Raw genomic sequence first — 12,035 nt, 5'->3', positions numbered from 1 at the left:
GTGCCTCTCACCGCGAAGGGACAGCGCGGTGACGGTCAGCGACTGGTCCGCGCCGCCTTGTCGATCACCGAGGCGATCAGCTCCGGGTGCGTGACCGTGAGGTCGTGGGCCGACTTCACCTTCCACGTCCGTGCGTCGGCGCGCTTCGCCATGAACAGCTGAGCGGCCGGCGGGATCGCCTTGTCCTCGGTCGCGACCACCGCGTACGAGGGGATGGAGTCCGGCGCCGTGTGCCGCGCCTTGTCGCTGAGCGCCGAGGCGGCCACGGGACGCTGGTGTGCGGCGGCCAGTGCCGCGTCGCGAGCCGGCCGGTCGGCGGCGAACACCTCGCGGAAGCTCTCGGCGCGGACGTGCAGGTCGGGTCCCGCGGTGTGGTTGACGGTGTACGTCGTGTCGGGGCCCAGCAGGCTTCCGGGGTACTTGTAGTTCAGGTCCTGCAGGCTCTCGCCCGCCTGCGGGATGAAGGCCGACGCGTAGACCAGGGCCTTCACCTGCGGGACCTGGGCGGCGACCTCGCTGATCAGCATGCCGCCGTAGGAGTGCCCGGCCAGGATCACGGGGCCGTCGAGGGAGCGGACGACCTCGCTGATGTACCGGGTGTCCTCCTCCAGCCCGCGCAGGGGCGTCGCGGGGGACACCACGCGGTAGCCCTCGGACTGGAGCCTTCGCGTGATGCCGTCGAAGGTGGAGGCGTCCTCGAACGCGCCGTGGACCAGAACCACCGTGGGCCGCGGGCCGGAGTGCCGTTCACCGGCGCCGGTCCGGTCGTCGGTGGAAGCGGTGGCTGCCGTGGCGGTACCGGCGGCGACCGCCAGGGTCGCCGCGATGCCGGAAACGATGTGCGTACGACGGTTCATCTCTTCATTCCTCGTCTGTGTTCGCGTCTGTGTTCGCGTCTGTGAGCGGGAACCGCACCGCGCCTGCCGGTGCGGCACGCGGTGGTGCGGGGGGGCGTTCGCGGGTGTGGGGGCGGCCGGCGCTAGCCAGGCCTCATGCCTCGAGCGCGGCGAGGACCAGATCGACGACCGCCTGCGGCTGCGAGACCGTCACGGCGTGGGAGGCGTGCGCCCCGGCACCGCGCTCGGCGACGCGGGCGGCCATGGCCCGCTGCGCGTCGGGGTGGAGGCACTCGTCCGCCGTGGCGACGAGGTAGCGGCTCGGCAGCCGCTGCCACGACGCGGGGCCCGCTGCCTCCTCGAAGGCCGCGGCGTGGATGGGCCGCTGGCTCGCCGCCAGGACGCGAGCCTGTGCCTCGTCGACGTCCGCCGCGAACAGACGCGGATAGGACGACGCCTCGAGCCTCAGCCAGGTCTCCTGTTCGCCGTCCGCACCGGGCAGGAGGACCGGCTCGAGCGCCTTGCCCAGGTCGGTCTCCGGGTAGCGGTGCAGGATCTCCGCCGGGGTCTCGCCCTCCTCCAGCACGAAGGCGGCCACGTACACCAGGGCGCGGACGTTGTCCGCCTGTGCCGCGGCCTCGGTGATGACCACACCTCCGTAGGAATGGCCCACCAGGATCACGGGCCCGTCCAGGGTGCGGACGAAGGCGGCGAGCCGCGTCCCGTCGTAGGCGCCGCCGCGGAGCTCGTTGGGGACGGCGATGGCCCGGACGCCGTGCTGCTCCAGCCCGGCGATGACCCCGGACCAGGTCGACGTGTCGGCGAAGGCTCCGTGGACGAGGACCGCCGTGGGACTGTGGGTGGACACCATGATCGCTGCTTTCTGTGTGGGCCTGTGCTTGACGGGCTCCAGCAAAGCCCGGCGGCCGGGTGCGGCACATCGACGACTCGGACGATCCCGGGGGAGCGATGGGGGGCGGCCCGGGACGGCCGGGGCGTCATTTCCTCGTTCATTCGGGGGAGGAGAACCGTGCCGGCCAGGCACGATGCCGCGCGGGCAGCGGGCCGGCGACAGCGACACGGTGCGGTCCGTCCCGGCCCGGCCCGGCGGGCTCGGCACCGGGCCCTGCCCCGGGCATGCTGACGGGGGAGGACGGCAACCCGGCCCTCAGGCCGGCCGACGGATCGCTCGTACGCGTCCGGCCGGCGACGTCAGGAGACTTCACGGCTGTCAACGCCCTGCACCGGCGCTGTTCGACGTACGTGCGCCGTGGCCGGTTCGACAGGAGGCGGTCCCCTCCGTGCGGAGGGCCCGGAGATCGACTTCCCGGTGGTGCCGGAGCGGGCCGACGGCCGGGCGGACCGCCTCTTGCCGGCTCCGCCCGTACGGCCGGAACCCGCGGTGTGGGCCGACGGGATGCCGGGCGGGCGCGGTCCGACACCGACGGAGCCGCCCCGCCCGAACATCGCGCCGGACCGGGGCCGCCTCAGCGGCCCGGACCGGGGCCGCCTCAGCGGCCGTGCGACCGCGGGAGCGACGGAGTCATGGGGCGGCCGGGCGCAGCAGCCTGGGATGTCCCGGGGCCCGGCGTCTGCGGAGCCCTCGAACCGGAGCCCTGTTTGGGGGCCTCCGGGCGTGCCGACAGCGCCGCGGCGCCGGCCAGGGGCGTGGTGGCCGTGCTGGTGGACGCCATCCAGGCGTACCGGGGTGCTCCCATCAGCTCCCTGACGGTCTGTCGCGTCGTTTCAGCGTCGACGGGAGCTGCGTGGGCGGCTTTGCTCGCAGCGGCCAGCACCTCCAGCCGCCTCGACGCTTCCTCCAGCGGCATCTTCTTCCACTTGTCCCGCATCCTCTCGGAGTGGTTGTCCGCCCGTTCCTTCTTCACTTGCTCGGGAAGTTCGCGCCAGTACTTCTTCATCGCGGCGGACTTCCGCTCCCGTCGCTCTTCGGGCGTCAGGATCGACTTCCCCTTTCCCTTCTTGGCGGGGGGGTTGGCGGATGCGGGCGGAGGGGGAGGGGGAGTGGGCACAAGGGACTCCTGAATCGTATGGATGATGGGTCGGATGGGGCAGTCCGCCTGTTTCTCAGGCGGAAGTCGTTCGGTACGCCCGCGAGCTCACCTGGAACGGACGCGGGGGGTCTCACCCTGCGTCGCGGGAGCCGTCGGCGACGCCGTCCCCGCCTCGAGGTCTTGCGGCATCCGGGACTGCTGCCGGGGCAGAGGCAGGACCTTGGCCGCCGCCGCCAGCGTCAGGAGACCCAGTCCGCCGGCCGAGACGGCGCCGACGCGCTTCAGCGAGCCGGCGGCCCACAGCATCGCGCCCGACGCCGTCAGGGCCCCGGAGGCGACCTGCGCCGGGGTGTGGGCCGTAGCCATCTGCCGCGCGCCGATGGCACTGATGGAGGCGATGCCGAGCGCCCTCGTCTCACGGTCGTCCTGCATCAGGGCGGCGGAGAGGAGGAAGGGGTACAGCAGGGTATCGGTGACGGAAGAGACGACCCTGTCGTTGATCTCCCCCGGGGCGACGAGCCGGTCGACCGCGGTGGCGGCACCCGACACGGCGATTCCGGCGGCCGCCAGGTACCAGCCCGCCTTCATGGCGTCGGTCTCGCCCCGCTGGGCGCTGACGCCTCCGTTCGCGGCGCCCAGGCCCCACACGACGTCTCCCACGACGCTCGCGAGGAGCGTGGCCGCACGGGCCCACGTCGCCTCGTTGGCACCAGCCGCGCTCCTGGTCGCCGCCCGGCCCTCCTCCGTCTCCGGCGGGTTCTTCCACTGCGCGTGCAGATCCCGGACCTCGCGGTAGAGGTCAACGGCATGAGGAAGGGCCCCAAGGGCCACGCCGATGCCGCGCACCCTCGGATCGTGCGTCATGGCCGCCGCGGCGAGCACGACCGGGTTGATTCCTTCGGCGACGGCGTCCACCACACGTTCCGCGAGTGACTTGACCGGCTCACCGGAAGCCGCCGGGGCGGGCCGCGGCGGCTGGGGCAGGGACGCCGCGAAGGCGACCGGACCGACGTGCTGCGGAGGGGTGACGCGCCCTGCCGCTCGACTGACTGACATCGTGCCGACTCCTCGTCAGGCGAATGGACGATCAATGGCGATTGCGCAGAGCGTGCAGCACGCCTCTTAACGAGCTCTTGCCGTCCGCCTCACCCGGTGTTCCACCAGCGGCAGGAGGCCGGTCGGGAGCCCGAGACCGTAGACATCCGGGCCTGGCGCTGCCGGGGGGGAAAGGCGCCAGGCCCGGATGTTCCGTGGACCGGGTTATCGGTCTCCCTTTCCTACGGGTCCCGTTCGGAGCGGGTTCACCGGTGGTTCCGTACTCGCCGTCGGGTCCGTGGACACCGGCGAGGCCCCTGCGCCACCCGGCAGGACCGGAGCGGGTGCGAAGGGCGCGGTCAGTCCGCGGAAGGGATCCAGCCAGCCGGCCTCGACGTGCTGAGCGATGTCCGACAGCGGGAACCCGGGATGGGTGACGGCGTACGCGGCGACGGCCGAGAGCGCCAGCGGCACTCCCAGGCAGTGACCCGCCAGCTCCCGGACGGCGGCGGCCTCGGCGGCCGCACGGGTCCGGCCGATGCGGTGCGCGAGCATCTCGCACGAGGCCTGATGGGAGAGCGGGCGCAGGGGGAGATGGTGCGCCCCGTCCATCGCGATCAGTCCGTGGAGAACGCTCCTGCTGGTCACGACGACGACACAGCGGGTCGTCACCGGCAGCAACTCACGCACTTGCCGCGTACTGACGGCGTTGTCCAGCATCAGCAGCAGCCGCCGGTCCGCCACCACCTCGCTCAGCGTCCGCCGGTCGCCGTCCTCGGCCCGCGGGAAGGGCTCCAACTGCGCTCTCCACGCCTGTACGACGGCGTCGGGCCCTGGCGTGACGTCCTGCGAGGACACGGCCCCGTCCTCGCCCAGGTCCGCGTAGAGCTGTCCGTCGGGGCACAGATGAGCCAGCTCATGGGCGACCGTAAGGGCCAGCGCGGTCTTGCCCACCCCTGCCGCGCCCTGGACACAGATGATCGGCACCGGCCCGGCCGTCCCCAGGGCGACGCGTCTGACCTCGGCCAGCGTGTCGTCACGCCCCCACAGGCACTCGGGAGGCGCCGGAAGCTGGTGAGGTACGAGAGAGGTCGCGCGCACCGGCCGGTACGGCCGGTCGGCGGGTTGCGCCTGGGACAGGGACTCCATGATGTGCGAGCGCAGGCGCTGCAGCGCGGGACCCGGGTCCACACCCAGTTCCCTCGCGAGCGTGATCTGGGCCTGCCGGTAGACCCGCAGCGCGTCCGCCGGGCGTCCGGCCCTGTACCGGGTCAGCATCAGCAGTTCCCGGAAGCGTTCGTCGAGCGGGTGGTCCGCCACCAGTTGTTCCAGTTCGGCCGACGAGTCCACGAGTTCACCGGCCTCGATGGCGGCGGCCAGTTTCTCCTCGGTGACGGACAACCGCATGGCGGTCAACCGCTGGCGCTGCCGGGTGATGTACGGGCCCGTCAGGTCGGGCAGAGGCTCCCCGCGCCACAGGTCGAGCGCTTCGCGGGCGGCGAGGGCCGCCTCCGCGTAGTGGCCCCGCTCCCGCAGGCGCGTGGTCTCGGCGGCCATCTTCTGGAACATCAGCAGATCGAGAGCGTCTTCGGGCAGGTGCATCTGGTAGCCGGCGCGCACCGTTTCGATGCGCGCCTCGTCGCGCCCGCCGTCCGCGAATGCCCGGCGGAGGTGGTGGACATGCGTCTGCAGGGACGTCAGCGCGGACGACGGCCTCTCGTCCCCCCACACCGCGTCGATCACGTCGACGAACGGTACGTACTTCCCGGCCTGCAGCAGGAGTACGGCAAGGACGGCCCGGCGTCGGGGAGGACCGAGCACGAGCTCCCGGTCCCCGCGATGGGCGCGTACCGGGCCGAGGACGCGGAAGACCTGTCCGGCGGTGTCGTTCATGACAGCGATGCACCTGCCCACCCGGCGCTCATGGTGTGTATCCGCGGTGGGTGAGGGCGTTTTTGAGGGCGCGGAGGGCGAGGTGGGTGCGTGATTTGACGGTGCCCTGGGGGATGCCGAGCTGGTGGGCGGTGTCGGCGACGGAGCGGTCGAGGTAGTGGATGTGGAGGAGGATCTCGCGGTGGGAGGGGGTGAGGTCCTGGAGGGCTTGCAGGACGAGGGATGTGTTGAGGGTGTGTTCGTCGTGTTCGCCGCCGGGGATTTCGGGGGTGTCGGTGTCGCTGGTTTCCGGGGGGCGGGCCTGGCGGGCGCGGTGGGCGTCGATGACGAGGTGGCGTACGACGGTGACGAGCCAGGCGCGGATTCCGTCGGCCTGGGCGTCGAGGATGTCGGCGCGGCGCCAGGCGCGCAGGACGGCTTCCTGGACGATGTCCTCGGCGCGGTGGGTGTCGCCGCCGAGGAGTCCGGTGGCGATGCGCAGCAGGGCGGTGCCGTGTTTGTCGTAGACGGCGCGGATGAAGGTCTGGGGGTCGTGGGCGGGTGGCGGGCCGGCAGGCGGGCCGGGCGGGGGTGGGGCGGGTGTGGTGTCGGCGGGGTCCTCCCGGGGTGTGGGTGTGGCGTGCGCGGCGGCCCTGGGCCTCATGCTGATCTGGTCTCCCCCTCGCGCTGTTCCCGGGCGTGCCAGGGGGCGCGAACGTACGGTGCGTCGGTGTACGACCACCCTGTGCGGGGCCACTTAGCAGCGGATTAACAACCACTTGCCCCAGCCGGGGACCAGTCACGGAAGCCGGGCTCGTCCGGCTGGATACAGAACTCGTCGGTCGGGATCGGCAAGGAAGGGTTAACGGCCCCGGGGCCATCCTGGGCACGCGCACGACGTCCAGCAGGCGGCGGGCGGAATCGCCCTCTCAGCCCATGCTCCATGATCTGCACATCACCGAAGGACGAGTTCACATGCCGAACCGGAACGAGCCCCTACCGATCTATGTGCCGCAGGCTTCCCGGCACCAGCAGGCCGCGCTCGCGGAGCAGAACGCCGAGATCGAACGCGTACGCCGGGAGGTCATCGACTCCGGATTCGCGCCCGTGGGCGGTTCCAGGCTCCCTTCCTACGACGAAGTGGTGACCGACAGCGTGCGTGCGGCGGCACTGCAGGCAGTACCGGGTGCTGTGCCCGGGACGCCGCAGCAGGGGCACACCAGCACGCCGGCCACAGGAGTTCCGGCCCACACCCCTTCGCAGAACGATCGAGGGACAACCGCGCCTGCCCGGGCCTCCGGGCGTTAGCGCCTTCGACGCGACGTGCCGCGGTCCCGTCGTGCCCGGCACGAGGCCGCTGTCACCCGACCCGCCGGCCTCGGCGGGAACAGCTCGGCGGGTGGGCGCCGGACGGAAGACGCCCGCCCGCCGAGCGCGGGCACACGACACCGGTGCCGTCCGACGCCTCACCACGATGAGCCGGGCGCCTGGCTCCCCCAGGCAACAGGCCGTCCGCGCACGGCTGTCACTGCGGCGTCTGGCCCCACAGGCAGGCGTGGATGTTCCGCCGGACCCGTTCCAGCAGATGCGCGAGCTCCGGGGGCGCGGGGCCGTCGGCGGCGAGACGTGCCCACAGCGCGACGAACGTCCGGCCCAGCGCCGTAGCCGCACGGCGGTCCTCCAGGCCGTCCCAGGCCAGGGCGGCCTGCCAGAGGTCCTGCCACGCAGCGGGGTCCGCCGCCTCGCGCCTCATGTCCGCGAGTTCCAGGGACAGGGCCATGGCACGCAGGAAGTGACGGGCCAGCAGGGCCGTGTACGCCTCCAGCCCGATGACCGTCCAGAGGTCCGGATGCCGGCGCCGATACGCGCGCTCCGACATCTCCCGCAGCCGCACACTGACCGCGTGGGCTTCCGCGACGTCATTGCGGGCGATCGCCTCGTTGACGAGAGCGAACATCTCGCCGAGGGCGGTGTCGCCGGAGACCGCCTCCCGGTGCCCCCCGGCGGGTACGGCTGATTCCTCCTTTCCTTCCTCCTCTGCGACTGCTCCCCGCGGCACTTGCGATCCGGCCGGTTCCGTCCGGCCCGCGGGCGCGTCGGAGGACTTCGGGTCCGTCGCGGCGCGGTCGGCCGGCGCGGTCCGTCGCCGGTCCGGCGCCGGTCCGGCGGCGGCATGCCCGTTCCCGGCCTCCGGTGTCCGTTCCGGCCCGGTGGGGAACGGTGCCGGCCCGGAGCCGGGCCGGGGTTCATGTGCGGGCGGGGCAGGGGCGGTCCGGGGAACGGATCCGTCGTCCGCCTGGCCGGCGGTGCCGGTCTGCGGCCACGCCTGTCCGTGCTCCGCCTCCGTCCCGGACGGCGGCGCCGGACGCCCGGGCCGCGAGTTCGGCTCCGGGGCGTCCGCCACTGCGGGCGGCGGGGCGGCGGCCTCGGGCGAAGGTGCCTGGTGAGCCGGTGTGACGGGTGAGTCCGGAGCGCCGGTCGCAGGTGGGGCGTCCGCCGCGACGGACGGATCCGCGGTCTGCTCCGGTGCTCCCGAGTGCGCGAGCAGGCGGCTGGAGCCGTCGGAGGCGATCTGCACGACCGCGGTGTAGCGCTCCTGCCTGTTGTCGATCTGCGCCCTCACGGGGGCACCGTGGGTCCGCGCCAGTTCGTACAGGGTGTCGAGCACCATCTCCTCCGGCTCCCTGCCCTCCGGCACGGGCACGCGGTTGCCGTTGATGAAGGGCACACCCGACGGCAGCAGGATGACGGAGACGTCCATTCCGGCGTCCGCCGCCGCGCCGTCGTCCTGGGAAGGCAGTCCTTCCTGTTTCTTCCTGATCTTCATCCGGCACCTTCCGGGGGTTGGGAGATCGTGGCGGATCGCGGCCCGTACCGCCCGGTTCGAGGAGCGGCGCCGGTCGTCGGATTCCTCGTGAACCCCGTCGGCGCACCCCCCGTAAGCCAGTTCGTAGGCAGCGGCTCACGCTTCACTCGGGAAACGGCTGCCAGGGCGGGCCAGTTCACCCGCAGTGTCCGACAGTCCAGAGGGAGGGCCAGAGATGGCTGCCGTGTCCGGGAAGAGGGGCCCCATGTCGTGGGTCCGGGGGCCGATGGAAGAGCAATCCGTCGTTCCCGCCCCCTCCGACGGCCCGGCACCCGCCGCACGGCCCTCCGTTCGCCCGGGCGACCCCTCCGCCGCGCCCGCCGGGGCGGAGCCGGCTCGGCTGCCGTCCGCCACGCGGTTTCCTGGCGCGGCCGTCAGCTGGGTCGGCGCGCACGGGGGAGCGGGCTGCACGACCCTGGCCAGGCTGCTCGGAGGCGCCGACGTGGGAGTGCGCTGGCCCGATCCCGCACGCGGAGAACCCGCCCGCATGATCGTGGTCGCACGCACCCATGCCTCCGGTATCCAGGCGGCCTCGAGCGTCCTCGACGCCCTTCGCACCGCGGCGCCCGCACCGGCCGCGGAGGCGGCCGCGGTCGTCCTCGTCGCGGACGCCCCGGGCCGGCTGCCCGCCGAACTCGCGCGTCGTGTACGGGTGCTCGGCTCGGTGGCCACCGTGCACCGGGTGCCCTGGGTTCCTGCCTGGCGCCTGGGAACGAGACCCGGTCAGCCGCCCAGGGAAGTGCTGGCGCTCGCCGACCTCATAGGCCCTCCCGCATGAATCCCCGCATTCCTCCTTCTCCTCCGTCGGACGGTACTGAATGACATTGGCGGCTTTCGATCCGGGGCCCGAAGCAGGCTTTCTCCTCGGAGTGCTCGCCTGGTGCGCCACGGCAGCCGGCGTCTTCGGCATTCTCACGGTCGGGATTCTGATGTCGCTCCAGTTGCGGCACGGAGTCCCCGGAGAGAAGGCGGAACACCTGCGAGGTCTGACCATCGTCATGATCGCGTGCGTCCTCGCCGCTTCCGCGGGCCCTCTCGTCCAGGCCCTCGGATCTCTGACCCTCTGAACGGCCCATTCACACGCAAGGAAGAACAATGTCAGTGATACACACGGTCCTCGTCGCCGCTCCGGTGCCGACAGTGACCCGGCAGGCTCCCGACACGCTCATCGACAAGGTCGGAGTGGTCCTGGGCATCGCGGCCTGGGCGGGTACGGCGGCGGGCGTCGCCGGCATCCTGATCACCGGGGCCATGATGGCGGTGTCGATGCGGCGCGGCGAAAGCTCCGAGCACATGAGCCGTCTGGGGATGGTACTGGTCGGTTCGGCACTGGTCGCCGCCGCCGGACCACTGATCACCTTCATGTTCTGAGTGGGCCGGGGCTGATACTGATGCCGGGATCCACCGCACGAAGCAGGGCCGCGTCGAAGGCGCCGGAGCCCGTCAAGGGACCGTACTGGCAGCAGCGCGGCTGGCAGGCGGCCGCGGCGTTCCTGGCGCTGGCCGTCGTCGGGGCGGTTCTCGCCGCGTTCTCCGGCGGGGCGGGCGCCCCGGCCCGGGGGGAGAGCGTCGATCTGGGAAGCTCCCAGCCCCTGGTACGGGCCGCGGGTGCAGGGGGCGGCGCCGGTCCCGTCCGACGCGACGGCTGCCGTACCGACGACACCGCGACGAAGCTGCCGGGGGCGCCTCCGCGCGACGTGAGCTGGCGGCAGCTGGCCGGGGACAGCGTGCCGACCAGTGCCTCCGCCGGGCCCACGCTGGCCGGCGGGCCGGTGTGGTGGTGCTTCGCCCGCACGCCGATGGGCGCGGTAATGGCCGCCCACGTCATCCCCACGCAGATGTCGGGCGGGGCCTGGCGGTCAGTGGTGGAGGAACAGGTGGTGCCCGGCCGGTCCCGGGACTTCCTCGTCTCCCTGCGCTCGGCCGCCGACGGCCGGAGGGCCGGTGACGGCCCCCGTTCCTCGTACGCCGGTTACGCGGTGAACGACTACTCCCCCACGGAGGCCAGGGTGCGGCTGCTCCTGCGGGCCGGCGGGGGGACGTCCCTGTATTCGACGGAGGTCGTCCTCCGGTGGCACGACGGCGACTGGAAGGCCGTCGCACAGCCGGACGGTTCGCTGTTCTCGGACCTCGCCCCCACCGCCAACGGCGGGTCATTCGAGCTGTGGAGACTCTGACATGGCGTGCATCGTCTCCCCCACCGACCCGAACCCGGTGGTCGGCTTCTTCCAGTTCCTCGCCGATCCCATCGGAAAGATCGTCGAACTGATCGCGCGTCTCATCATGGCCGCCGCGATCAACGTGTACGGCGCTCTGATCGAGAAGATCCCCACCATCTCCAGCGACGACTCCGCCGAGAGCGTCAGCGCCCAGACCCAATGGGTCGTCGTGTACGCGGCCATCGCCTCACTGATCGTCGCAGCCGTCCGTATGGCGATGGAACGCAGGGGCGAGGCAGGCTTCACCGCTCTGCGCGGTCTCGCGCGCGTGATCCTGGTGGCGGGTGCGGGCACCGCGGTCGTCACGGCGCTCGCCAGTCTCTCCGACCGGTACGCGGACCACCTCTTCGCGGTGGGAGCCCAGGAACAGCTCAGCAGCATCGCGTGCGGCAGCAACGGGGGCCTGGAGAAGTTCCTGCTGCTGATCGTCGCGCTGCTGCTGCTGGTGGCGGCGATCGTCCACACCCTGCTGCTCTACATCCGGCTCGGTGTCATGGTGCTCCTGCTCGGAACACTGCCCCTGGCGGCGGCCGCGTCGATGACCGACTGGGGCAGCGGCTGGTGGCGCAAGCACATCGGCTGGCTGGTCGCCTGGCTGCTGTACAAGCCGGCGGCGGCGCTGGTGATCTACGCCGGATCGACGATGACGGCGGACACCGGGACCAGCGACGTCCACACGCGGATCGCCGGCATCGGCGTGATGCTGCTGTCGGCAATCGCGCTCCCGGCCCTGCTCAAGCTGGTCGTCCCGGCGACGGCCGCACTCGGCACCAGCAACCCCATGGGGGCCGCGGCGATGGCGGCGCCCGGAGCGATCGCCAGTGGAGCGCGTTCGCTCATGCCGGGCCTGTCGGGCGGCATGGGCGCCGGTGCGTCGGGGGCGTCCGGAGCGTCCGGAGCGCCGAGTTCACCCTCCTCGCCGCCCGCGGCGGTGGCGGGTGCCGTCGGCGCGGTCGGCAAGCAGGCCGCGGCAGCGGCCGACGGCGGCCGTCCGGGCGGCGGCGGTCAGGCCCCGGCCGGGCCGTCCGGTGCGGGCGGTGGGGGCGGCGGCGGTTCCGCGCCGGGCGCCGCCGTGGGCGCCGCGGCTCTCGGCGCGGCGGCGACGGTGGCCAAGGGCGCCATGAAAGCGACGGCGCACTCACTGGACGGCTCCGACGGCGCCGCAGGACACAACCGTTAGACCAGACGGCCGCCG

Annotated in this window: 11 protein-coding genes; 4 read left to right on the top strand and 7 right to left on the bottom strand. The window is 72.7% G+C overall.

What is annotated here, in order from left to right; genetic code table 11:
* Positions 1-35: 35 nt before the first annotated feature.
* The 7 genes from FHX78_RS36115 to FHX78_RS36085 all read right to left on the bottom strand — a co-directional run bounded on the left by FHX78_RS36115 (position 36) and on the right by FHX78_RS36085 (position 8,582).
* Positions 36-857, bottom strand: a complete 822-nt coding sequence (locus tag FHX78_RS36115; protein WP_229924222.1) for an alpha/beta fold hydrolase — start codon at positions 855-857, stop codon at positions 36-38.
* A 133-nt stretch (positions 858-990) separates the two neighbouring features.
* Positions 991-1,707: an alpha/beta fold hydrolase gene (locus FHX78_RS36110; protein ID WP_189908752.1), complete on the bottom strand. Its 717-nt coding sequence runs from the start codon at positions 1,705-1,707 to the stop codon at positions 991-993.
* A gap of 640 nt (positions 1,708-2,347) precedes the next feature.
* Positions 2,348-2,755, bottom strand: coding sequence for a hypothetical protein (locus FHX78_RS36105; RefSeq protein ID WP_167532034.1), 408 nt, complete (start codon positions 2,753-2,755; stop codon positions 2,348-2,350).
* Positions 2,756-2,953: 198 nt separating this feature from the next.
* On the bottom strand, positions 2,954-3,904 hold the full coding sequence (locus tag FHX78_RS36100) for a hypothetical protein (protein WP_145872411.1): 951 nt from the start codon (positions 3,902-3,904) through the stop codon (positions 2,954-2,956).
* Between the two features lie 204 nt (positions 3,905-4,108).
* Positions 4,109-5,776: an AfsR/SARP family transcriptional regulator gene (locus tag FHX78_RS36095; protein ID WP_145872410.1), complete on the bottom strand. Its 1,668-nt coding sequence runs from the start codon at positions 5,774-5,776 to the stop codon at positions 4,109-4,111.
* A gap of 28 nt (positions 5,777-5,804) precedes the next feature.
* Positions 5,805-6,419, bottom strand: a complete 615-nt coding sequence (locus tag FHX78_RS36090) for a sigma-70 family RNA polymerase sigma factor (protein WP_145872400.1) — start codon at positions 6,417-6,419, stop codon at positions 5,805-5,807.
* An 861-nt stretch (positions 6,420-7,280) separates the two neighbouring features.
* Positions 7,281-8,582 (bottom strand): hypothetical protein, encoded by a 1,302-nt coding sequence (locus tag FHX78_RS36085; RefSeq protein ID WP_145872409.1) that lies wholly within the window; start codon positions 8,580-8,582, stop codon positions 7,281-7,283.
* A 214-nt stretch (positions 8,583-8,796) separates the two neighbouring features.
* On the opposite strand from FHX78_RS36085, the gene FHX78_RS38100 reads away from it, so the two are divergent.
* From FHX78_RS38100 to FHX78_RS36060, 4 genes are all read left to right on the top strand, one after another.
* Entirely contained in the window at positions 8,797-9,399 is a 603-nt protein-coding gene (locus FHX78_RS38100; protein WP_145872408.1) for a DUF6668 family protein, read from the top strand.
* Between the two features lie 317 nt (positions 9,400-9,716).
* Entirely contained in the window at positions 9,717-9,992 is a 276-nt protein-coding gene (locus FHX78_RS36070) for a hypothetical protein (protein ID WP_145872406.1), read from the top strand.
* A 20-nt stretch (positions 9,993-10,012) separates the two neighbouring features.
* Positions 10,013-10,798, top strand: a complete 786-nt coding sequence (locus FHX78_RS36065) for a DUF8175 domain-containg protein (RefSeq protein ID WP_145872405.1) — start codon at positions 10,013-10,015, stop codon at positions 10,796-10,798.
* 1 nt (position 10,799) lies between these two features.
* Positions 10,800-12,020 (top strand): hypothetical protein, encoded by a 1,221-nt coding sequence (locus FHX78_RS36060; RefSeq protein ID WP_145872404.1) that lies wholly within the window; start codon positions 10,800-10,802, stop codon positions 12,018-12,020.
* Positions 12,021-12,035 lie beyond the last annotated feature (15 nt).

Source organism: Streptomyces capillispiralis, from assembly GCF_007829875.1.
Lineage (GTDB): Bacteria > Actinomycetota > Actinomycetes > Streptomycetales > Streptomycetaceae > Streptomyces > Streptomyces capillispiralis.
This window is presented reverse-complemented; position numbering and strand designations above follow the sequence as displayed.